At 72.6% G+C, this 21,788-nt stretch carries 23 protein-coding genes; 16 read left to right on the forward strand and 7 right to left on the reverse strand.

The features are described from left to right. Nucleotides 1-68 precede the first annotated feature (68 nt). Complete coding sequence (locus ACZ6TB_RS24160; protein ID WP_465557174.1) at nucleotides 69-1,433, forward strand: phenylacetate--CoA ligase family protein; 1,365 nt, start codon at nucleotides 69-71, stop codon at nucleotides 1,431-1,433. Further along, nucleotides 1,430-1,630 carry a DUF6052 family protein gene (locus tag ACZ6TB_RS24165; RefSeq protein WP_465557176.1) on the forward strand — a complete coding sequence of 67 codons (201 nt, stop codon included), beginning with the start codon at nucleotides 1,430-1,432 and terminating at the stop codon, nucleotides 1,628-1,630. The genes ACZ6TB_RS24160 and ACZ6TB_RS24165 overlap by 4 nt, the downstream gene beginning before the upstream one ends. On the opposite strand, the gene ACZ6TB_RS24170 is transcribed toward ACZ6TB_RS24165, so the two are convergent. Then, nucleotides 1,627-2,031, reverse strand: coding sequence for a RidA family protein (locus tag ACZ6TB_RS24170; RefSeq protein WP_465557178.1), 405 nt, complete (start codon nucleotides 2,029-2,031; stop codon nucleotides 1,627-1,629). The two genes, ACZ6TB_RS24165 and ACZ6TB_RS24170, sit on opposite strands and share 4 nt — an antisense overlap. A gap of 69 nt (nucleotides 2,032-2,100) precedes the next feature. On the opposite strand from ACZ6TB_RS24170, the gene ACZ6TB_RS24175 reads away from it, so the two are divergent. Genes ACZ6TB_RS24175 through ACZ6TB_RS24190 form a run of 4 tightly spaced genes read left to right on the forward strand, consistent with a single transcriptional unit; the run spans nucleotide 2,101 to nucleotide 6,711 of the window. After that, nucleotides 2,101-2,577 carry a cupin domain-containing protein gene (locus ACZ6TB_RS24175; RefSeq protein ID WP_465557180.1) on the forward strand — a complete coding sequence of 159 codons (477 nt, stop codon included), beginning with the start codon at nucleotides 2,101-2,103 and terminating at the stop codon, nucleotides 2,575-2,577. After that, nucleotides 2,574-3,485, forward strand: coding sequence for an acyl-CoA thioesterase (locus ACZ6TB_RS24180; protein ID WP_465557182.1), 912 nt, complete (start codon nucleotides 2,574-2,576; stop codon nucleotides 3,483-3,485). The genes ACZ6TB_RS24175 and ACZ6TB_RS24180 overlap by 4 nt, the downstream gene beginning before the upstream one ends. A 3-nt stretch (nucleotides 3,486-3,488) precedes the next feature. Continuing rightward, nucleotides 3,489-5,852: a bifunctional salicylyl-CoA 5-hydroxylase/oxidoreductase gene (locus ACZ6TB_RS24185; protein ID WP_465557184.1), complete on the forward strand. Its 2,364-nt coding sequence runs from the start codon at nucleotides 3,489-3,491 to the stop codon at nucleotides 5,850-5,852. Nucleotides 5,853-5,862: 10 nt separating this feature from the next. Next, entirely contained in the window at nucleotides 5,863-6,711 is an 849-nt protein-coding gene (locus ACZ6TB_RS24190; protein ID WP_465557186.1) for a PaaX family transcriptional regulator, read from the forward strand. 10 nt (nucleotides 6,712-6,721) lie between these two features. Here the strand turns inward: ACZ6TB_RS24190 and ACZ6TB_RS24195 are convergent, their stop codons facing one another. Beyond that, nucleotides 6,722-7,276 (reverse strand): TetR/AcrR family transcriptional regulator, encoded by a 555-nt coding sequence (locus ACZ6TB_RS24195; RefSeq protein ID WP_465557188.1) that lies wholly within the window; start codon nucleotides 7,274-7,276, stop codon nucleotides 6,722-6,724. A 101-nt stretch (nucleotides 7,277-7,377) separates the two neighbouring features. Between ACZ6TB_RS24195 and ACZ6TB_RS24200 the strand changes: the two genes are divergently transcribed. Both ACZ6TB_RS24200 and ACZ6TB_RS24205 read left to right on the forward strand, forming a co-directional pair. Next, nucleotides 7,378-7,935 carry a hypothetical protein gene (locus ACZ6TB_RS24200; protein WP_465557190.1) on the forward strand — a complete coding sequence of 186 codons (558 nt, stop codon included), beginning with the start codon at nucleotides 7,378-7,380 and terminating at the stop codon, nucleotides 7,933-7,935. 15 nt (nucleotides 7,936-7,950) lie between these two features. Beyond that, a complete protein-coding gene (locus tag ACZ6TB_RS24205) occupies nucleotides 7,951-8,664 on the forward strand; it encodes a hypothetical protein (protein WP_465557192.1) in 714 nt (237 codons plus the stop codon). Nucleotides 8,665-8,667: 3 nt separating this feature from the next. Here the strand turns inward: ACZ6TB_RS24205 and ACZ6TB_RS24210 are convergent, their stop codons facing one another. Further along, entirely contained in the window at nucleotides 8,668-9,912 is a 1,245-nt protein-coding gene (locus tag ACZ6TB_RS24210; RefSeq protein WP_465557194.1) for a cation:proton antiporter, read from the reverse strand. 93 nt (nucleotides 9,913-10,005) lie between these two features. Here ACZ6TB_RS24210 and ACZ6TB_RS24215 point away from each other — a divergent pair, with 93 nt between their 5' ends. Continuing rightward, the gene (locus ACZ6TB_RS24215) at nucleotides 10,006-10,320 is read left to right on the forward strand and encodes an ArsR/SmtB family transcription factor (RefSeq protein WP_465557196.1); all 315 of its coding nucleotides are present in this window, start codon (nucleotides 10,006-10,008) and stop codon (nucleotides 10,318-10,320) included. Next, a complete protein-coding gene (locus ACZ6TB_RS24220) occupies nucleotides 10,317-10,799 on the forward strand; it encodes an SRPBCC family protein (protein WP_465557198.1) in 483 nt (160 codons plus the stop codon). The genes ACZ6TB_RS24215 and ACZ6TB_RS24220 overlap by 4 nt, the downstream gene beginning before the upstream one ends. A gap of 1 nt (nucleotide 10,800) precedes the next feature. On the opposite strand, the gene ACZ6TB_RS24225 is transcribed toward ACZ6TB_RS24220, so the two are convergent. Continuing rightward, nucleotides 10,801-11,184, reverse strand: coding sequence for a YybH family protein (locus ACZ6TB_RS24225; RefSeq protein WP_465557200.1), 384 nt, complete (start codon nucleotides 11,182-11,184; stop codon nucleotides 10,801-10,803). A 143-nt stretch (nucleotides 11,185-11,327) separates the two neighbouring features. Between ACZ6TB_RS24225 and ACZ6TB_RS24230 the strand changes: the two genes are divergently transcribed. Then, complete coding sequence (locus ACZ6TB_RS24230; protein ID WP_465557202.1) at nucleotides 11,328-12,011, forward strand: flavodoxin family protein; 684 nt, start codon at nucleotides 11,328-11,330, stop codon at nucleotides 12,009-12,011. An 11-nt stretch (nucleotides 12,012-12,022) separates the two neighbouring features. On the opposite strand, the gene ACZ6TB_RS24235 is transcribed toward ACZ6TB_RS24230, so the two are convergent. Beyond that, the gene (locus ACZ6TB_RS24235; protein ID WP_465557204.1) at nucleotides 12,023-13,216 is read right to left on the reverse strand and encodes a 3-deoxy-7-phosphoheptulonate synthase; all 1,194 of its coding nucleotides are present in this window, start codon (nucleotides 13,214-13,216) and stop codon (nucleotides 12,023-12,025) included. A gap of 280 nt (nucleotides 13,217-13,496) precedes the next feature. Between ACZ6TB_RS24235 and ACZ6TB_RS24240 the strand changes: the two genes are divergently transcribed. Next, a complete protein-coding gene (locus tag ACZ6TB_RS24240; protein WP_465557206.1) occupies nucleotides 13,497-14,636 on the forward strand; it encodes an IS701 family transposase in 1,140 nt (379 codons plus the stop codon). 5 nt (nucleotides 14,637-14,641) lie between these two features. Here the strand turns inward: ACZ6TB_RS24240 and ACZ6TB_RS24245 are convergent, their stop codons facing one another. Continuing rightward, nucleotides 14,642-15,649 (reverse strand): 3-oxoacyl-ACP synthase III family protein, encoded by a 1,008-nt coding sequence (locus ACZ6TB_RS24245; protein ID WP_465557208.1) that lies wholly within the window; start codon nucleotides 15,647-15,649, stop codon nucleotides 14,642-14,644. Nucleotides 15,650-15,813: 164 nt separating this feature from the next. Between ACZ6TB_RS24245 and ACZ6TB_RS24250 the strand changes: the two genes are divergently transcribed. The 4 genes from ACZ6TB_RS24250 to ACZ6TB_RS24265 are packed head-to-tail and all read left to right on the forward strand — an operon-like array spanning nucleotide 15,814 to nucleotide 19,491. Then, nucleotides 15,814-16,797 carry an amidohydrolase family protein gene (locus ACZ6TB_RS24250; RefSeq protein WP_465557210.1) on the forward strand — a complete coding sequence of 328 codons (984 nt, stop codon included), beginning with the start codon at nucleotides 15,814-15,816 and terminating at the stop codon, nucleotides 16,795-16,797. 4 nt (nucleotides 16,798-16,801) lie between these two features. Continuing rightward, on the forward strand, nucleotides 16,802-17,611 hold the full coding sequence (locus tag ACZ6TB_RS24255) for an arylamine N-acetyltransferase family protein (protein WP_465557212.1): 810 nt from the start codon (nucleotides 16,802-16,804) through the stop codon (nucleotides 17,609-17,611). A gap of 3 nt (nucleotides 17,612-17,614) precedes the next feature. Continuing rightward, nucleotides 17,615-18,511: an arylamine N-acetyltransferase family protein gene (locus ACZ6TB_RS24260; RefSeq protein WP_465557214.1), complete on the forward strand. Its 897-nt coding sequence runs from the start codon at nucleotides 17,615-17,617 to the stop codon at nucleotides 18,509-18,511. 5 nt (nucleotides 18,512-18,516) lie between these two features. Continuing rightward, entirely contained in the window at nucleotides 18,517-19,491 is a 975-nt protein-coding gene (locus tag ACZ6TB_RS24265) for an NADPH:quinone reductase (protein WP_465557247.1), read from the forward strand. Between the two features lie 240 nt (nucleotides 19,492-19,731). Here the strand turns inward: ACZ6TB_RS24265 and ACZ6TB_RS24270 are convergent, their stop codons facing one another. Further along, entirely contained in the window at nucleotides 19,732-21,777 is a 2,046-nt protein-coding gene (locus tag ACZ6TB_RS24270; protein WP_465557216.1) for a helix-turn-helix domain-containing protein, read from the reverse strand. Nucleotides 21,778-21,788 lie beyond the last annotated feature (11 nt).

A 21,788-nucleotide genomic window follows, 5' to 3' on the forward strand; every position in this document is an offset into this window, starting at 1 on the left:
TGCTGACGACCGTTCGCAATGCAATATTGGTCGTCACGTGGGACGCGGAGAGGACGGGTGCCGTGGTGATGACCGACGGACGGCCGTACTGGAACCCCAAGACCGAGTGCATGCCCCGGGAGCAGCTGGCCGCCCTGCAACTGACCAAGATCCGGGCGGTGGCCGAGTGGGCGCGTGCCCGCAGCCCCTTCTACCGGCGCAGTTTCGCGGCGGCCGGGTTCGCCCCCGATCAGCTGCGCACCCTCGACGATGTACGGCGCATCCCGTTCCTCACCCGGGAGCAGTGGATGGACAGCCAGGAGGCGCACCCGCCGTACGGTGAGCTGCCGGTGGCCGGGCCCGAGGCCGCGATCCGCCTGCACACCACCAGCGGCACCTCGGGCCGGACCCCGCTGCGGGCGCTCGACTCGCGCAAGGACTGGTCGTGGGCGGCCGAGATGTGGGCGTACGCGCTGTGGGGCATCGGCGTGCGGCCCGAGGACATCGGTTACGTGGCGTTCGGCTACGGCTCGTTCATCGGCTTCTGGGGCCTGCACAACGGCCTCGAGAAGGTCGGCGCGCTGACCATCCCCGGCGGCGCGCAGACCACCGCCGCCCGGGTGCGGCAGATCGCCGACTTCGGCGCCACCGTCGTCGCGACCACCCCGACCTACGCGCTGCGCATGGCCCAGGAGGCCGAGGCCCTCGGCATCGACCTGCCCGGGTCCGCGGTCAAGCGGCTCGTGCTGTCCGGCGAGCCGGCCGGCTCCATCGTCGAGACGAAGACGCTGATCGAGCGGCTGTGGGGCGCGAAGGCGTTCGACACCGCCGGCATGACCGAGGTGTCGACGATCTTCATGTTCGAGCCGGCGAACCAGCCCGGCGGCTGCCACATCATCGAGGACCACTTCTTCGAGGAGGTCATCGACCCGGAAACGGCGGAGCCACTCGGCTACGGTGAGCGCGGCGAGCGGGTCTGCACGTCGTTCGGCCGCAGCATGATCCCGCTGCTCCGGTACCGCACGGCCGACCTGGTGGTCCGCCGTCCGGCCACGTTCGCCGGCAACGGCCGCACCTGGGATCTCTACGAGGGCGGCATCGTCGGGCGGGCCGACGACATGAAGCTGGTCCGGGGCACCAACGTCTATCCCGGGGCGATCGAGGCGATCCTGCGCACGCACGACGGGATCGAGGAGTTCCAGATCCGCATCGAGCGGCGCGGGGCCCGCGACGAGGTGGTGCTCCAGGTCGAGCCGCACCCGCGGTTCGACGACGCGGCCTGGGTCGTGCTCGCCGACGTGCTGGTGGTCGAGCTCGCCGAGGCGCACGAGGGGCTGCGGTTCATCCTCGAGCGGGCCGGGACCGGCGAGCTGCCCCGCTTCGAGCTCAAGGCCAAACGCCTCACCGACCTGCGCCCGGCCGCCGAGCACACGACCGTATCGGAGCGATCATGACGGTGGATCTGCTGAACAACCCGCTCACCGACGAGGAGCAGAAACTCCTGCGCGCGTACGAGCTGCTGCGTGAGCTGGCGCGGGAGGCGCCCACCCCGTGCGTCGCCGCGAACGCCCGGGCCGCGCTGGCCCCGATCGCGATCGCCGTGACCGACCTGGGCCTGCGCTTCGAGCACCTGCTCGACGACGGCTGCTAGGAGATCAGGCGCTCGGCGGGGATGACGGCCACGCCGAGGATCTCGATCAGCGCCTCGGGCTGCCAGAGCGCGGTGCACCCGATGCCGGCCATCGCCGGGTAGACCGGCCCGGCCAGCTCCCGCCAGACCTTGCCGATCTCTTTGCCGTGGGCCTGGTAGTCCGGGATGTCGGTGAGGTAGATCGTGATGCTGACCAGGTCTTCCGGGATGCCGCCGGCCGCGCGCAGGGTGGTGAGCACGTTGCCGAACGCCTGCCGGAACTGCGGCACGATGCCGCCCGGGACGATCCGCATCTCGGCGTCGAGGGCCGTCTGCCCACCGAGGTAGAGCGTGTTGCCCGACAGCGTGCCGTGCGAGTAGCCGCTCGGCGCCGGTAGGGAGGGCGGATTAACGGCGGTCATCGGCGAATCTCCTCCGGGGGGACAAAAGGCAGTATGGACTCTACATGACGGCAGTGACAGAATCGCTATATGAACTACGAGGGTTACCAACTGGAGGGCGACGCCACCGCCTACGTGCTGCCCGACGGCAGCCTCGGCCCGGTGGTGACCCGGGCCGGCGACGAGGACGTGCAGACCATGTCCTCCGGCGACGCGGTCCGCATCTCGGGCGTGAGCATCCAGCACACCCCGGCCAAGCGGCTGTGGTACGGCAAGGTGCTCAACCGGGCCGGGTTCCGCTCGCTGCCGCACCACCACGGCGAGGCCGAGACCGGCGGCTACGTGCTGTCCGGCCAGGCCCGCATCTACTACGGCGAGGATTTCACCAGCTACGTCGACCTCGCGACCGGCGACTGGGTCTTCGTGCCGCCGTTCCTGCCGCACGTCGAGTGCAACATGTCGACCACCGAGGAACTGACCTGGATCACCACCCGCACGCCGGAGAACCTGGTGGTCAACCTGGCCGACGTGCTGGACGCCACGCTCACCGGGTACCGGCGCGCGTGATCACCACCCTGACCTCCGCGACGCTGACGGCGGCGATCTCGCTGACCCCGGTCCCGGCCGAGGTCTTCGACGAGGCGTACGAGGGGACGACCCAGCCCTGCCCGTGGCCCAAGGCGTACGGCGGCGACCTCGTGGCCCAGGCCGCCACCGCGGTGATGCGCTCGGCCGGCGACGATCGCGCGCTGCACTCGATGCACAGCTACTTCCTGCGCCCGGCCCGGATCGGCGCCGCCGTGCGGTACGAGGTGGAGCGGCTGCGCGACGGCCGGGGCTACTCCACCCGCCAGGTGCGCGCGTTCCAGGACGGCAAGCCGATCTTCGCGGGGCTGGCCTCCTTCCACACCGGGGAGCCCGGCGACACGTACGCGAGCATGATGCCCGCCGACATCCCGGCCCCCGAGGATCTCCCCTCCTCCGCCGACGTCCTGCGCGACACGGCCCCCGGCGCCCCGGCCGCCGGCACGATGACCGACGACTCGAAGGCCTATTGGTCGGGCGGCCGCAGCTTCGACATGCGCCACGTGCCCGGCCCGGTCTACCTCGACGTCGAGGGCGGCCGCGCGTCGCACCAGGCAGTGTGGATCAAGCCGTTCGACGCGCTGCGCGACGTGCCCGGGCTGAGCGCCGCCAACCGCGACCGGGCCGCCGTCGCGTACGCCTGCGACTACACCATCCTCGAGCCGGTCCTGCGCGTGCTCGGCCTGCCCTGGGCCGAACCCGGCCTGGTCACCGCCAGCCTCGACCACGCGATGTGGTTCCACCGGCCCGGCCCGGCCGACGGCTGGCTGCTCTACGCGCAGGAGGCGGTCGCCGCCGAGCACGGCCGCGGTCTGGGCCTCGGCCGTTTCTTCACCCGCGACGGGGTCCACCTGGCCACCGTGGCCCAAGAAGGCCTCGTCCGGAGGTAGCAGATGCGCATCGCCGTTGTCGGCGGCGGGCCCGCCGGCCTGTACTTCGCCGCCCTCATGAAGCAGCTCGACCCCGCCCACGACGTCACCGTCTGGGAACGCAACGCCCCCGACGACACGTTCGGCTTCGGCGTGGTCTTCTCCGACGAGACCCTGGGCGGCATCGAGAACGCCGACGCCGAGTTCTACGCGACGATGGCGGCGCGGTTCGCCCGGTGGACCGACATCGACATCCACCTCGACGGCCGCCGCCACACCGTCGGCGGCCAGGGCTTCGCCGCCATGAGCCGGCAGGAGCTGCTCGGCCTGCTCCAGCGGCGGTGCGCCGCCCTCGGCGTCACCACCCGGTTCCGGACCCCCGCCCCCGACCCCGACGACCTGCGCCGCGACTACGACCTGGTCATCGCCGGCGACGGGCTCAACTCCCAGGTGCGGGCCCGGTACGCGGACGACTTCCGCCCCACGCTCGACGAACGCCGCAACAAGTACATCTGGCTCGGCACCGACCAGGTCTTCGAGGCGTTCCAGTTCTTCATCAAGCACACCCCGTGGGGCACCATGCAGGTGCACGGCTACCCCTACTCGGACACCGGCTCCACCTTCATCGTCGAGATGCACGAGGACGTGTGGCGCGCCGCCGGCTTCGACGCCACCGAGGGCACCGTCTTCCCGCCGGGCTGCTCCGACACCTACGCGGTGAAGCGGATCGCCGAGCTGTTCGCCGCCGAGCTCGCCGGGTACCGCCTGCTGGACAACAACTCCAAGTGGCTCAGCTTCACCACCGTCCGCAACGCCCGGTGGACCAGCGGGAACGTCGTCCTGCTCGGCGACGCCGCGCACACCGCGCACTTCTCCATCGGCTCCGGCACCAAGCTGGCGATGGAGGACGCGCTGGCGCTGGCCGCCTGCCTGCACGAGCACGCCGACCTCGGCACGGCGCTGAAGGCGTACGAGACCGAGCGGCGGCCCGTGGTCGAGTCGACCCAGCGCGCCGCCCAGGCCTCGCTGGAATGGTTCGAGAACATCGGCATCTACGCGGCGCAGGACCCGAGCGAGTTCTGCTTCAACCTGCTCACCCGGTCCCGCCGCATCACCTACGACAACCTGCGGGCCCGCGACGAGGAGTTCGCCGACCTGATCGGGAGCCGGTTCGCCGACCGCGGCTGCGACGGCTCCGACGCCGGCGCCCCGGCCATGTTCCAGCCCTTCCAGCTGGGGCCGTTGCGGCTGAAGAACCGCGTCGTCGTCTCGGCCATGGACATGTACTCGGCCGTCGACGGCCTGCCCGACGACTTCCACCTGGTCCACCTGGGTTCCAAGGCGCTCGGCGGCGCGGCGCTGGTGATGACCGAGATGGTGTGCGTCTCACCGGAGGGCCGGATCACGCCCGGCTGCACCGGTCTCTGGAACCCCGAGCAGGCCGCGGCCTGGAAGCGCGTCGTCGATTTCGTCCACGAGCGGTCGACCGCGCGGATCGGCGTCCAGCTCGGGCATTCCGGCCGCAAGGGCTCGACCAAGCTGATGTGGGAGGGCATGGACGAACCCCTGCCCGCCGGCGGCTGGGAGGTGGTGGGTCCTTCGCCCATCCCGTACGGCGCGGGATCGCCGGCGCCGCGGGCCCTGTCCCACGACGACCTGCGGCGCATCCGGGCCGAGTTCGTGGCGGCGGCCGAGCGCGCGGCCGAGGCCGGGTTCGACGTCCTCGAGCTGCACTGCGCGCACGGCTACCTGCTGTCGTCGTTCCTCTCCCCCGTCGCCAACCGGCGCGACGACGAGTACGGCGGCAGCCTGGAGAATCGGCTGCGCTTTCCCCTCGAGGTCTTCGATGCGGTCGCGGCGGTGTGGCCCACGGACAAGCCCTTGCTGGTACGCGTCTCCGCCACCGACTGGGTGCCCGACGGCACCACCACCGACGACGCCGTCCGGATCGCCGCCGCCTTCATCGAGCACGGCGCCCACGGCATCGACGTCTCCACCGGGCAGGTCACCGCGGACGAGAAGCCCGCGTACGGCCGCAGCTACCAGACGCCGTTCGCCGACCGGATCCGGCACGAGGCCGCGGCCGGCACCGGCGCCGCCGTCATCGCGGTCGGCGCCATCTCGTCGTACGACGACGTCAACTCCCTCCTGCTCGCCGGCCGCGCCGACCTCTGCGCGCTCGGTCGCACCCATCTCTACGACCCACAGTGGACGCTGCACGCCGCCGCCGAGCAGGATTACCGGGGCCCCGGCGCCGACTGGCCGGTGCAGTTCGCCGCGGGCCGCCGCCGGCCGCCGTCCGCCCGCACCGACGCCGTCCGCCCCCGTCTGTCGCTGCTGCGCGCGGACACCCCCGGCGACGCGGTCCACGTCCGCTGGCGACCGTAATATGCCTCGCATGACGGCGGACGCCACCACGGCCCCAGCACCAGCCGCCGGCCGGGACGTCCGTCTCGCCCAGCTGATCCTGACCCTCTTCGGGCTGTACGCCCGGGCCGAGCACAACTGGCTGTCGGTGGCCTCGGTGGTACGCCTCATGGCCGACCTCGGCGTGGACGGTCAGGCCGTCCGCTCGGCCGTCTCCCGGCTCAAGCGCCGCGGCGTGCTCGACAGCCGGCGCCACGACGGCGCCGCCGGTTACGCGCTGGCCGCCTCGACCGTCGAGCTGCTGGCCGAGGGCGACGTGCGGATCTTCCAGCGCGCCCGGGCGACCGCCCGCGACGGCTGGCTGCTGGTCGTCTTCTCGGTGCCGGAGTCGGAGCGGGAGAAGCGGCACGAGCTGCGCACCACGCTGACCCGGCTGGGCTTCGGCACGGCGGCGCCGGGCGTCTGGATCGCGCCGGGCAACGTCGCGGCCGAGGCGCGGCACACCCTCGAGCGCCGCGGGCTCGCCGCCTATGTGGACATCTTCACCGGCGACCATCTCGCGTTCGGCGACCTGCGCTCGAAGATCCGCACCTGGTGGGATCTGGACGAGCTGTCCGGCCTGTACGCCGAGTTCCTGCGCCAGCATCGGTCGCTGCTCGGCCGTTCCTTCACCCGGCTCGAGGCCTTCACCACGTACGTTCCGATGCTGACCGAGTGGCGACGCCTGCCCTACCGCGACCCGGGCCTGCCGCTGGCGTTGCTGCCGCCGGGCTGGAACGGGGTGACCGCGGAGAAGTTGTTCCACGAGCTGAACCAGGCCCTGGGCGCGAGCGCCCGGGAACACGCCCACGCCGTGATCCACCCGCCGCTGCCGAGGTAGACGACTTCGTCTACTTTCGGATGACGGCGCGGCAGCCGCGGAGGAAGGCGCCACCGGCCGCGGCCGGGTCGCCCAGGTAACCGGCGACCATCGCGCCGTCGCGCAGCAGCATCAGCTCGTCGGCCACGGCCGCCCGGTCGGGCAGGTCGAGCGGCGCGACGAGCTGCTCGAACGTCGTGCGGTACCAGGCCCGGTGCTCGTCCACGACCCGCCGCACGGGACCGTCGGGGTCGGGGTACTCGGCGGCGGCGTTGATGAACGGGCAGCCGCGGAAGCCGGGGCTGCACGCGACCGCGCCGAGACCCTCGGAGATCAGGCGCAACGCCGTCTCGGGATCGCCGCCGGCCCGGGCGATGGCCCCGCCGACGCCCGCGCGCTCGATCGCGGCCCGGCCGTTCAGATAGGCCACCACGAGGTCGTCCTTGGTGCGGAAGTGGCGGTAGAAGGTGACCTTCGTGGTGCCGACCCGCTCGATGATCCGGTCGGCGCTCACCGCGCGCAGGCCCTGCGCGTAGAAGAGCTCGGACGCGGCCTCGATGAGTCGTTCCCGCACCGGCGTCGTCACGGCGTCCATGATACGGACCTCACATTCCCCTTGCTTTCGGCCGACTCATCCCTGATTCTCGTTCGTAGAGTTACTAGTTAGTCTACCTGATCGGGGATGCCATGACCGCCGTCGCCTCCACCACCGCACCCGCCGTCGCCGCGCCCCTCCGCCGGCTGTACTTCGTGCGCTTCGCCTTCGCCCTCGTCTGGGCCGCGCTGCTGTTCGCGTCGGCCGACGACCTCGGCCCGCTGAGCGTCACGCTGCTCGTGCTGTACCCGCTGTTCGACGTGGCCGCCGCCGTCGTCGACGCCCGCTCGTCGCGGGCCCGGGGCCTCTACGTCAACATCGCGATCAGCGCGCTCGCCGCCATCGGCCTGGCCGTCGCCGCATCCTCCGGGATCCCGGCCGTCCTGCGCGTCTGGGGCGCCTGGGCGATCGTCGCCGGGCTCGTGCAGCTCGCCGTCGGCGTCGGCCGTCGCGCGCTCGGCGGCGCGTGGCCGATGATCCTCAGCGGCGGCATCTCGGTGCTCGCCGGCGCCTCGTTCGCCCTGCAGGCCGGCGCCGACAACGCCTCGCTGCGCAACCTGGCCGGGTACGCCGTGCTCGGCGGCATCTTCTTCCTCGTCTCGGCCCTGCGTCTGGGCCGGGCCGCGAGTCTGGCCAGTTCCGGCCGTTAGTGGCAGCGTGAGTCCGTGACGCCCGAGCCCTCCACCGACATCCTCACGATCGGCTCCGACCGGCCGCGCCTCTCCCGGCGCGGCCTGGTCGCCCTGATCGTGGTGGCGCTGGCGGCGGCCGGGGGCCTGGCGGCGTGGCGACTGCGGCCGGTTCCGGCGCCGCTGTTCACCCGGTCCGGCCTGCAAGGGGTGTACGCGGGGATGGTGCGCTCGGACGGGACCAACGACGCCTCGGTCATCGAACCCGCCCGGGTCGTCCCCGAGCCCGGGAGCGTCGAGCCGGTCGCCTGCGCGCCGCTGTTCGAGGCGAGCGTGCTCAACCGGCCCCCGCCCGGGGCGCTCGACGGAGTCGGCACGTTCTGGGAGCTGCGCCCGTCGGCCGTCTCGCTGTTCAGCTACCGGTTCGCCGACGAGGCCGGCGCCGCCCGCGAGTACGCCCGCCTGGCCGGCGCCTTCGACGGCTGCCGGGGCACCCGGGTCACGGTGACGAGCCGGTTCACGGCGGCCGGTCCGCTCGCCGGGGTGCGGCGGGATCGCGTACAACTGGCCTATGTATTGACAGCGAGCGATGGCACCAAGCTCGCCGTGCACGTGCTGGCCTTCAGCAACACGGTGTCCTGGCAGTACCGGTACGAGCCGGTGCCCGGTTCCTACGATCCGCAGGTCGCGCAGAACGTGATGGACTCGCTGGCCGACCAGATGCGCGCCGTGCGGGACCTGGGCCGCTAGCCGTCAGACCGCGGCGACCTTGCGCCGGGCGCGCGGCATCGGGGTGTCCTCGGCCTCCGCCCCGGCCTTGTCGTACCAGCGGTGGAACACGGCGACCAGCGGCAGTGCCGTCAGCCCGTGCAACAGGACGCTGAGCCCCACCGTCACGACGACCGTGGTGAGCACCGTGGCGCCGTCCGGGATGCCGTGCCCGAGCGCGATCAGGCCGAACACCACCGAGGCCAGCCCGCGCGGCCCGAACCAGCCGACGAAGGCGACCGTCGGCCACCGCGCGCCGGTGCGGGCGAAGGCGATCGCCACCGGGAGCATCCGCACGACCGTCAGGCTGAGCACGGCGTACGCCAGCACCCGCCAGGTGATGTCCGGCCCGACGGCCCGGATCGCCACCGCGCCGAACCCGATCCAGGTGACGGCGGCCAGCAGGTTGCCCGTCTCCTCGGTGAACGAGGTTGCCCGGAGGCCGTGCTCGCGGGACACGTGCCCGAACGCCATGCCGCCCAGGAACGCCGCGATGAAGCCGCTGCCGCCGAGCGTGACCGCCGCCGCGTACCCGGTCAGTGCCGTGGCGATCGTGAACAGTTGCACCCATTGGCCGTGCATCCGGCCGGCCCGCTCGGCGAGGCGGAACAGCAGGCCGGCGAGCACGCCGCTGCCGACGCCGGCGACGAGACCCCAGCCGATCTGCTCGGCGGCGTTGCGCGCCACCGCCGACGGCACTCCGCCGTGCGCGCCGGCCAGCGAGATGTCCAGGGCGACCAGGAAGAACGGGACGGCCAGACCGTCGTTGAGGCCGCTCTCCACGTCCAGTGCCTGCCGCACGCGAGCGGGCACCGCCGGGTCCTCCACGACCCGCTGGCCGAGCGCGGCATCGGTCGAGCAGAGCATCGTCGAGAGCAGGAAGGCGCCCGCGAGCCCGAGCCCGGGAAAGAGCAGCAGCCCGGCGCCGATCCCGAGGAGCATGGTCAGCGGCAGCCCGATCAGCAGGAGCCGGCTCGGCCAGGCCAGGTGGTTCCGCAGCGCCCGCAGGTCGAGCCGGGCCGAGTCGCTGAACAGCAGCAGCACCAGGGCGAGCTCGGTGACCCGCTGGGCGACCTCGCTCTCGGCCCCGGTCCCGAACCAGCCGGCCGCGCCGACGGCCAGGCCGGCCGCCACGAAGACGATCGCCGAGGTGACGCCCCGCCGATCCAGGACGGCGGACATCGAGGCGTACGCGATGAGAATGACCCCGGCGCTCAGGAGGGTGCCCACACTCGCCGAGCCTGGCGGTGGCCGCCCCCGCCCACCTCACCCGGGACGAATGAAACCCTTGACCGTTCCTTGTGTAAGTCGTAGCTTTCGTTCGTGGCGACTTACAGAGAGCATCAGGGCTGGGAAGCGTTGGGCGATCCCAGCCGGTTCGCCATCGTGCGGTGCCTGGCCGAGCGGCCGCGCGCGGTCGGGGAGCTCGCCGCCGAGCTTCCGATCAGCCGGCAGGCGGTGTCCCAGCATCTCCAGGTGCTGAAGAGCGCGGGCCTGGTCGCCGACCGGGCCGAGGGGACCCGCCGGATCTACCGGCTCAATCCCACCGGCGTGGCCGCGCTGAAGGACCAGCTGGACACGTTCTGGCGACGAGCACTGGATGGCTATCAGAACGTCATCGAAGAGGAGACCCCATGACCCAGTCCGACGCCGTCGTGCGGCGCGAGATCCTGGTGGACGCGCCGATCGACAAGGCCTTCGCCGTGTTCACCGAGCGGTTCGGCGACTTCAAGCCGCCGGAGCACAACCTGTTGCGGGCGCCGATCGCCGAGACCGTGTTCGAGCCCCGGGTGGGCGGCCACATCTACGACCGCGGCACCGACGGCAGCGAGTGCCGGTGGGCCCGCGTCCTGGCCTACGAGCCGCCGCACCGGGTGGTGTTCAGCTGGGACATCGGCCCGACGTGGCAGGTCGACCCCGACCCCGGGCGGTGCAGCGAGGTCGAGGTGACCTTCACCGCCGAGACGCCCGACCGCACCCGCGTCGAGCTGGAGCACCGCCATCTCGACCGGCACGGCCCGGGCTGGGAGTCGGTGCGCGACGGCATCGGCCACGACCAGGGCTGGCCGCTCTACCTCGACCGTTACGCCGCCCTCTTCGGCGACCGCGGGGAGTGAGCTACCCGGCGCCGCCGACGCCGGCCGGGTTGCTGATGACGCAGCGCCAGGCGCCGTCCGCACTCCGGCGCAGGACGTCGACGGCGGTGCCCGCCAGGCGTACGTGCTGACCGTCGGGGGTCTCGCCCTCGTGGACGTAATCGTTGATCACGAGGGCGAGGTCGCCGGCCACGTACTGGTGGCGGACGGTGGCCTTGACCGGCAGGGCGTGCGGGAGCGCCTCGCGGTTGCGGGCCCGGCGGGCGTCGCCGGCCAGCACCTCGCCGGGGGCCAGGATCAGCAGGGCGTCGGGCTCGAAGAGCTCCTCGAGCAGGTCGGCGTCCCGGGAGTTGAAGGCATGCTCGAACAGGGGCAGCAGCTGGGCGAGCTCGGTTGCGTTCGACATGCCCGCCAGCGCAGCCGACCGCGGTCGCGCCGGTCAACGGCGGCGGACCGGCTATGTCAGGTCCGCGCCGAGATGACTAACTATGAATCGCCCCGTTTGCGGGGACGGCCGGCGCCGACAGGATGCCGGTAGATCGTCCATCCGTGAGGAGCATTCTTGTGATCAAGGTGGCAATCGTCTTCCACTCGCGCAGCGGGAACACCCACCAGCTCGCGGTCGCCGCGGCGGCCGCGGCGGAGAAGGCCGGCGCCGAGGCGCAGCTCTACAAGGTTCCCGACCTGCCCAACCCGCTCGTGCTCGACCGCAAGGCGTACGACGAGCTCAACGCCGAGACGGTGGACGTCCCGGTGGCGACGATGCCCGACCTGGTGGCGTCGGACGCCATCATGTTCGGCACGCCGGTCCACTTCGGCCTGCCGGCCCCGCAGATCCTCGACTTCATCGACCACTCCGGGCCGTGGGCCATTCCCGGCGACCTGGCCAACAAGGTGGTCAGCGTCTTCGCCTCGGGCTCGATGCCGCACGCCGGCCAGCAGGCGGCGATCCTCGCGCTGCACAACTGCCTGTGCCACTGGGGTTCGCTGATCGTCCCCAACGGCTCGAGCGTGGAGGTCCTGGGCCTGCCCAACAACGGCGCGCCGTACGGCACGTGCAGCGTCTCCGGTCATGAGGCGAACAACGTGCACGAGGACAACATCGCCGCCATCGAGTACCAGGCGCTGCGCGTGGTCGAGGTCGCCACCGCGTACAAGAAGGGCATGGAGCAGATGACCTCGGCCATCAAGTTCGTCGACCGCGAGCTGCTGCGGCAGCGCTTCGGCCTCTGACTCCGGTCCGTTCAGGCGGCCCAGGCGCCGACCAGCAGGCGGGCCTGGGCCGGGTTGAGCCGCGGGCCCCACAGGGTCGTGTAGTTGACGCCGACCTCGCCCGCCTCGGACGCGTCGGTGACGCACTCGGTGACGTCGTCGGGGGTGGTGGCCAGGTGCAGGCCGCCGGCCACGCCGCCCCCGTCGGCGGCCGCGTGGCGGAAGAAGCGCATCTCCCGCATCATCGCCTCGACGTAGCGGGTTCGCAGGCCGGCCGCCGTGACCACGGTGTTGCCGTGCATCGGGTCGACCAGCCAGATCACCGGGTGCCCGTTGCACCGCACCGCCCGCACGAGCGCGGGCAGCCGGTCCGGGGCCGCGCCGGCGCCGAGGCCGGCGATCAGGGTGAGACGGCCGGGCTCCCGGTGGGGGTCGAGCCGTTCGCACAGGGCGACGAGCTCACGCACCGTGGTGGTCGCGCCGACCTTGCAGGCGACCGGGTTGGCGATGGCCGCCAGCAGGGCGATGTGCGCGCCGTCGAGCTGGCTGGTGCGGCGGCCCACCCACGGCCAGTGCGTCGAGGTCAGGAAGATGCGGCCGTCGGCGGCCGCCCGCACCTGCGGCAGCTCGTAGTCGAGCAGCAGGGCCTCGTGGCTGGCCCAGACCGGGGCGCCCGCCAGCGGCGCCCCGAGCGGCGTGCGCCGCCCGAGGTGCGCGAGCAGCGACTCGGCGGCCCGGAAGCCCTGGAGCAGTCGCCGTGGGTCCGGCCGCCGGCTGGCCGGGTCCGGCTCCGGCCCGTTGACCAGGTGACCCCGGTAGACCGGCAGCACCTGCCCGCCGACCGTCTCGTGGGCGCGGGACCGCGGCTTGGCGAACTGCCCGGCCATCCGGCCGACCCGGATGACCGGTCGCCGCGTCGTCATCTGCAACGTGCCGGCCAGCACGTCGAGCAGGCCGGTCCGGCGGATCACATCGTCGGCGCCGATGCCGGCGAAGTCCTCGGCGCAGTCCCCGGCCTGGATGACGTGGGCCGTGCCGTCGGCGACCCGGGCCAGCGCCTGGCGCAGCGCGTCGACGTCGGCCACCCGGACCAGGGCAGGGCCGCGGGCCAGCAAACCGCGCGCGGCCCCGAGCAGGGCACGGTCCTCCCAGCGGGGCTGCTGCCCGGCCGGGAGCGACGCCACCCGCGCCACGATGCGGGCCGCCACATCGCCGGGGTCGGTCATGACGGGTCTCCGCGGGAGATGAACACGGAAACCGTCGTCGACACCGGCGCACTCCTCGGATTCCGCAGCGGAACGGGACTCTTCTGTCCATTGTGGATCGCCGACGGAGGATGAGGCAATAACTCTGTCACATATTCGCCGCTCGAATCGCATTTAACCGGGCCCGTGCGTCCCGGACAACCATCCGGGCCCTAAGGCTGGTGCCGTCACCACCTCGACGATCTCCGGCGCCGCACCACAAGCTCATTGTGTTTGCGGCAGGCGACGCCGAGGGGGAACGATGCGCCTGGACGAAGCGATCACGGAATTGTGCACGGAGATCCTCGCCGGGCTGCCGCGAAGTGATCAGCGGCGGCGTGGCCGGGAATATATCCGAGGACTTCTCATGACCGCCGGCCGTAAATCCATCCGGAACATCGCGGCCTTATCCGCGGAACCGGCGGCCGAGCAGGCGCTGCACCATTTCGTCAGCGATTCCACCTGGGACTGGATGCCGATCCGCCGCGCCCTGCTCGACCACGTCTCGCGCGTCGCGCCGCGGCGGGCCTGGGTGCTGCACCCGACGCTGATCCGCAAGGCCGGCACGCATTCGGTGGGCGTGGGCCGGCGGTACTCCCCCGGCCTGCGGCAGTCGCTCAACGCGCAGCACGCGGTGGGGCTCTGGGCCGCCGGCGAGGGCTTCGCGGCCCCGGTCAACTGGCGGCTGCATCTCAACGAGGACTGGCTGGCGGACGAGAAGCGCCGGCGCCGGGCCGCGATACCGGACGATCTGGTCGCGCAGTCCCTCGGCGCGTGCACCGTCGAGACATATCTCGAGGTGAGCGGCGAGGCCGCGGCGGGCGGCGACCCGGTCCTGGCCGACGCGCGGGAGATGGACGCCGAGACGGTGGTCCGCCGGCTGCGGGCCAACGGCGCGCCGGTGCTCGTCCGCGTGCCGGCGGATCTGCGCCTCGCGGCCGCCGGGGGTGCGGTCGTCGAGACGGCCGGCGACCTCGCGGTGGCGGCCCGGCAGAGCCGGCGGCCGGTCTTCGGCCTGACCACCGGCCGGCCGACGCTGGCCGGCACCGTCGCGGTGCGGCTGCCGAGCACGCGGACGCACGACCCGCTGATGCTGGTGGAGCTCACCGCCTGCGGCGCGCCCGCGCCGGCCCAGCTGTGGCTGACCAGCCTCGCCGACCTCGCCCTGGCCGAGCTGGTGCGGCTCACGGCCCTGGTCCGCCGGGTCGGCCTGGACCTGGAGACGACCGGGGACCGGGTCGGGCTGCGCGACTTCACCGGCCGCTCGTACGGCGGCTGGCACCGGCACGCCACGCTGGCCTCCGCCGCCCACGCCGTCCTCGCCGCCCACGCCGTCCTCGCCGCCCACGCCGTCCTCGCCGCGCCCGGCTACGCGGAGCCGGCCCTGCGGCACACCTCGTGAGGTGGTCAGCCCGCCACCCGCAGCAGCGTCATGCCCATCGCCATCCCGCCGCCGAACCCGGTGAGCAGCATCAGGTCACCGGGCCCGACGGCGCCCGACCGGCGCAGCTGGTCGTAGGTGATCGGCACCGACGCGGCCCCGGTGTTGCCGTAGTCGCCGTAGGTCGTGGCGAACCGCTCGAACGGCACCCCGAGCCTCTCCGCCATCTCGGCCAGGATCCGGCCGTTCGCCTGGTGGGCCACCACGTGCGCCAGATCGCGGGGCTTTATCCCGTACGCCGAGAGGAATGCCGATATGCCCGGCGTGACCTGCTCGCCGATGAACTCGCGCACGCCGCGGCCGTCCATCGTGAAGTGGTGCGAGCCGTCCCGGAGCGTCTGCTCCGAGGCCGGCAGGCGGCTGCCGCCGGCGGCGACCCCGATGAGGCCGCGGGCCTCGGCCACGCCGACCAGCCGGGTGCCCACGATGCGGTGCGTCCCGCCGGCGCCGATGACCGCGGCGCCCGCGCCGTCGCCGAACAGCACGACCGTCCGGCGGTCGCGCGGGGACAGGATGCGCGAGTAGACGTCCGCGCCGATCACCAGGGCCGGGGCGTCACCGGCGGCCGCGACCAGGCGCTCGGCCACGGACAGGCCGTGGCTGAAGCCGCTGCAGACGGCGTTGACGTCGAACGCCACGGCGCCGCGGCCCGCCCCGATCTCGTCCGCGACGACGCTGGCGGTGGGCGGCTGCGGCGAGTCCGGGGTCGACGTGGCCACGACCACGAGCGCGAGCTCGGACGCGGCGACGCCGGCGTCGGCGAGCGCCAGCCGCGCCGCCCCGATCGCGAGATCGGACGTCGCCTCGTCGTCCTTGGCCCAGCGCCGGCGCCGGATCGCGGTCTTCTGGAACACCCAGTCGCCGGTCACCCCGGCGTGCTCGACCACCTCGTCGTTGGTCACCACGCGACCGGGCAGATAGGAACCGGTGCCCAGCACACCGATCCGCCGATTGTCACCCTCGAATGTCAGCATTCGGAATGTCCATTCTTCACCGCTCTGCGGCCGGATAAAGCGAATCGAATGTATGGCACCCGGAGCGAGCGGGGCAACCGGCCCCGGAAAGGTGACACATTAACCGCGGCCCGCTTGGCAACGCATTGCCGCGCCGAAAGAATGGGTGCGTGAATGTCAATCCCGTGAACACGCCATCCGCGCCGCCGTGGGCGGACGCGGTCGACGTTCATCACCACATCATTCCGGACTTCTATGCCGCCGCCCTGCGGGAAATGGGCGCCGCCACGGTGCTGACCGGCGTCGACCGGCCACAATGGAGCGCGGCCGGCAGCCGGGCGATGATGGACCGGCAGGGAATTCGCGCGGCCGTGGTCAACCTGTGGCCGGGCGTTCCCCCGCTGGAGCGGTCGCGGGCCCGCGCCTTCGCGCGCCGGCTCAACGAGTACCTCGCCGAGTTCGTCGCGTCCGGTGGCGGCCGGTTCGGCGCGTTCGCCGTCCTGCCGATCCCGCACGTGGACGACTGTCTCGAGGAGCTGGCGTACGCGATCGACGTGCTCGGCCTCGACGGCCTGGGCATGCTCACCAACCACGACGGCCTCTACCCGGGGGACCCGGTGCTCGACCCGGTGCTGGCCGAGGCGGACCGGCGGCGTACGCCGATCTTCATCCACCCGGGGATTCCGCCGTCGAGCGGGCAGCCTGCCTTCGGCCTGCCGCTCTCCCTGTACGAGTTCCCGTTCGAGACCGTGCGGCTGGCCGCCCAGCTGCTCTACAACGGCACGCTGGAACGGTTCCCGGACCTGCCAATAATCCTGTCCCACGGCGGCGGCGGGATCAGCTACTACGCGGACCGGCTGACCTACGGTCCGGTCATCAACGGCGGGCTGGCCGCCCGGCTGCCGGCCGATCCGCTGAGCGCGCTGCGCCGGCTGCATTTCGACGTCGCGATGTGCGGCGGCCGGCACACGCTCGCCTCGCTGCGGATGTTCGCCGGCGCCGGCCGGATCCTGGTCGGCTCCGACTACCCGTTCATGCCGGAGTCGTTCGGCGCCGCGAACGGGCACGAGGTGGCCCGGCTCGGCGCGTTCGACCCGGCCGAGTGGGCCGCGGTCAACCGGGCCAACGCGGCGCGGCTGTTTCCCCGATTCGCTCTCATCCGGAGGTGAGGACATGCTCGACGAGAAGACGGTGCTGGCGTACCTGGACCGGATCGGCGCCGTGCGGCCGGAGCGTCTCGACGCCGCCGCCCTGCGGCTGCTGCACGCCCGGCACACGCTGACGGTGCCGTTCGAGACCATCGACTACCACCTGGGCAAGGAGATCCACATCGACGAGCGGGTCGTCGAGAAGGTGGTGTACCAGCACCGGGGCGGCGGCTGCGGCGAGATCAACAACTCGTTCTACTACCTGCTCGAGGCGCTGGGCTTCGACATCACCATGCATCAGGGCCGGGTCTGGCTCGGGCGGGAGTTCACACCCCCGTACAACCACTCGGTCAGCTCGGTGCGAATCGGCGACGAGCGGTGGCTGGTCGACGTCGGCCTGGGCCGGTGCAGCCGCTACCCCCTGCTGCTCGAGTCGGAGGAGCCGCAGCACGACCCGCACGGCACCTTCTCCACCAAGCGGGTCGCCGCCGACGCCACCGACGTCTTCTGGGCCGACCGGTTGCAGTTCCGCTTCTACGACGAGCCGGTCGATCCGGCCGACGGCGCGCAGGTCGTCTGGTGGTACCGGACGTCGCCCGACTCCCCCTTCCTGCAGAACCTGTCGTGCACGCTGCCGACCGAGAACGGCCGGGTCATCCTGCGCGACAACAAGCTGGTGGTGATCGACGGGGACGAGCGGACGATCGAACGGCTCACCGGCGACGAGGCGATCCTGGACGCGTACGAGAAGCATTTCGGCATCAAGCTCGACCACCCACCGGCGCCGAGCCCGCACGCGAACAGCACGATGCGCATGACGTACGAGCAGGATTGAGCCGTGCTCTCCGACCAGATGATCCACGACTACCTGGCCCGCATCGGCGCCGAGCGTCCGGCCCGGCCGGATCTGGCCGCCCTGCGCGACCTCCAGCGGAGGCACTCGTTCACGGTGCCGTTCGACAGCCTCGACTACCACCTCGGGCGCGAAATCTACATGGACGAGCGCGTCCTCGACAAGATCGTCCGGGAGCGGCGCGGCGGCGGCTGCTTCGAGATCAACACGGCCTTCTACCTGCTGTTGCGGGCGCTCGGCTTCCCGATCACCCTGCACCAGGGCCGGGTGTGGATCGCCGACCGGTTCACGGCGCCGCACAACCACCTGATGATGACCGTACGTTTTCCGGGCGCCGGCGATCGCTGGCTGGTCGACATCGGCTTCGGCAAGAGCAGTCTTTCGCCCGTACGGCTGGAGACGCCCGATCCGACGGAGGATCCCCAGGGCCGGTTCACCACCCGACGCCCTTCGCCCGGCGCGACCGATGTGTACCGCAACGACGTCCTGCAGTACCGCTTCTACGACGAGCCGGCCGAGCTCGCGGACTTCCGGCAGAACGTGTGGTGGTACCGCACCAGCCCGGCGTCGACCTTCCTGAAGAACATGTGGTGCTCGCTGCCGACCGAGAACGGCCGGGTCACGCTGCAGGGCAACCGGCTGACCGTCCTGGCCGGCGGCCGGCAGACCGTGGAGATCCTGCCCGACGACGACGCCGTGCTGGCCGCCTACCGCACCCGGTTCGGCATCGTCCTGGCTGCGCCGCCTGAGCCGAGCCGCTTCGCGGACGACTCGATGCGCATGTCGTTCTTCCGCGCGGATGCCACGCCTTTCGCGTCTTTTTCGGAGGGTCGCACGTCTTTTTCGGAGGGTCGCTCGTCTTTTTCGGAGGGTCGCTCGTGACCGGGATGCGGGCCGCCTATGTCGACCGGCTCGGCCCGGCGGGCGAGATCCGCTACGGCGATCTGCCCGAGCCCGCGCCCGGACCGACCGACGTGCTCGTCGAGGTGACCGCCACGACGGTCAACCACGTCGACACCTTCGTCCGCGCCGGGACGTTCCGCACGCCCGTCCCGCTGCCCCTGATCGTCGGCCGGGACCTGGTCGGCATCGTCGCGCGCACCGGCCCCGGCGCCGCCGGCTTCCGCCCCGGCGACCGGGTCTGGTGCAACAGCCTCGGGCACGACGGCCGGCAGGGCGCCGCGGCCGAGGCGGCGGTGGTGCCGGCCGACCGGCTCTATCCCCTGCCCCCCGCGGCGCCGGACGAGGCGGTCACCATGCTCCATCCCGCCGCCACCGCCTACCTGGCGCTGGCCGTGCACGGCCGGCTGCGGCCGGGCGAGACCGTGGTGGTCGGCGGGGGCGGCGGCAACGTCGGCGCCGCGCTGATCACGATGGCGGTGACGCTGGGCGCCCGGGTGGCGGCGACCGCGGCGCCGCGGGACGAGGCGTACTGCCGGTCCCTGGGCGCCGACGAGGTGATCGACTACGCGGCGGACGACCTCGGCGAGCGGCTGTCGGCGGTCTGTCCCGCCGGCATCGACGTGTATCTGGACACCTCCGGCGCCAACGACCTGGAGATGGCCGTCCCGCGGCTCGCCGCCCGGGGCCGGATCGTCCTGCTCGCCGGCGCCCGGTCCCGGCCGGTGCTGCCGGCCGGTGACCTGTACACGATGGATCGGTCGATCGCCGGCTTCGTCATCTCGCACGCCACCACCACCGAGCTCGCCGAGGCGGCCGGGACGATCAACCGGCTGCTGGCCGCCGGCCGGTTGCGGTCCCGGGAGGTGGTGCATTTCCCGCTGTCGGCGATGGCGAAGGCGCACCAGATGGTGGAGGACGGCGAGATGCGCGGCCGCCGGGCGCTGGTGACGCCGGGCTGAGCCTTTGGCGATGCCCGGCTCAGCCTTTTGGTGACGCCCGGCTGAGCCTTTGGCGACGCCCGGCTGAGCCGGGTTTATGCCGGCTGAGCCGGGGCGACGCCCGGTTGAGCCTTTGGCGACGCCCGGCTGAGCCGGGTTTATGCCGGCTGAGCCGGGGCGACGCCCGGCTGAGCCTTTGGCGACGCCCGGCTGAGCCGGGTTTATGCCGGCTGAGCCGGGGCGACGCCCGGTTGAGCCGGTTCAGAGCTCGGTGAGCATCCGGTGCAGGCGCAGCGCGAGTTGGATCTCCAGCGCCCGCCCCGGCCGCTGCCAGTCCGGGCCGAGCAGCCGCTTCACCCGCTCGAGCCGCCGCGCCACCGTGTTCGGGTGCATGTGCAGCGCCTCGGCCGCGTTGGTCGGGCTGCGCCCGGCCTCGAAGTAGGCGTCGAGCGTGCGGGCCAGGTCGCCGTCGCGGCGTCGGTCATGGTCGAGGATCGGCCCCAGCGTGGCCTCGATGAGCTCGTCGATGCCCTCCCGCCCGGCCAGCAGCGCCGGAAGGAACCCGAGCTCGGCCACCGACGCTCCACGACCGTCCAGGCCCATCATGATCATTATCTGGAGGCCACGCAGGACCTGCCGATAGCGCACCGCCACGCCGCCCGGCCCGTCGCTCGGGTCGGAGGCCGCCGCCGTCACCGGCCGGCCGAATAGCGCACCCGCCTCGGTGGCCGCCGTCCGGGCCACCCCGGCCGGGTCGGTGTCGCCGGGAAGCAACAGCACGACGTCGTCGTCGTGCATGACGGCCAGTCCCCCGGCCCGGGCCGCGAACGCGGCGCTCCAGGCCGACGCCCAGTGCGGGCTGACACCCTCGGGCCGCAGGATCACCACCACGTACGGCCGGTCGAGGTAAATACCGAGCCGCCGCCCCCGGACGACGAGGGCGCTGGACGGCTCCGGCGTGGTGATCACCTCATTGAGCAGAGCCCGGCGCGCCTGGCTCTGCGCGGTGTCGTCGAGCTGCCGCAGGATCACGGCCGCCGCCTGGCCGATCAGGACGAGCAGCTGGCGGTCCCGCTCGTCGCGGGGGCCGTCCGTCTCCACCAGAAGACCGCCCAGCCGCCGCTCGCCGGCGACCACCGGCACCACCCAGGTGTGATCGTCGTGCGCGACCGGGCCGCTCGGTCCGCCCAGCGCGCCCGGTCCGCCCAGCGCGCCCGGCCCACTCGGCCGACCCGACCCCCACCCGCTAATGGGTGGGGGGTCAACATACGGCCGCGGTACGACATTTTCCGGACGGCCGTCCACAGGCTCCCGCCCGCCCAACCCGCCCGGGTCTCTCGGATCACTCGGCCGACCCGACCCCCACCCGCTAATGGGTGGGGGGTCAACATACGGCCGGGGTACGACATTTTCCGGACGGCCGTCCACAGGCTCCCGCCCGCCTAACCCGCCCGGGTCTCTCGGATCACTCGGCCATCCCGACCCCCACCCGCTACTGGGTGGGGGGTCAACATACGGCCGGGGTACGACATTTTCCGGGCGGCCGTCCACAGGCTCACGCCAGGCCGCCTGGATCAACTCGGCGGCGGCGCCACCGGCCGATGCCGGACGGCTTGCGGCGATCACCAGGCCGTCCGCCGTGCACAGCCGCACGGAGGCGCTGAGGCGGCGGTCGGCCTCGTCGACGAAGGCCTGTGCGTCGCCCCGGGCCACGGCGAGGTCGATGAAGCCGTAGTGCACCGAGCGCTGCGCCTGCAAGCGGTCGAGGTCGGCGGCGGTGCGGGCGGCCTCGCGCTCGAGCCCGTGCAGGCCGGCGATCGCGAGGTCGAGCAGCTGGGTCTTCTCCATCGCCGCGCCGGCCAGACGGGCCAGTGACATGAGCTGGGTGCGCTCGCCGGCGGTGACCGGGCGCGGGCGGCGGTCGGCCAGGAACAGCGCGGTGGCCGACCGGCGCGGCGCCGACCCGTGCAGCCGGCCGAGCCGCACCGCGACCACCGCCGGCAACGGCTCGCCGCCGGGGCCGCACACGAACGCGGCGGCGCCGTCCGGGGTGGACCACAGCGGCGCGCCGTCGAGCAGCGCGGCGCCGGCCGGGTGGTTGTCGGGAATGGACACGTCGTGGCCGTCCACCACGCGCGCCGTGATCATCGGGCCGTCCTCGGACACCGCGGCGACGAACGCGAGCGGCACGTCCAGCAGCCGCCGGCCCTGGCGGGCGATGTCCTGGAGCAGGGTGCCCTCGTTCCGCGGCACCGCGAGGTCCCGTACCCGGTCGACGAGCTCGTCCAGTTCCGGCTCCGCCGGCATGGCTCTCCCCT

The organism is Actinoplanes sp. NPDC051537 (assembly GCF_055586105.1).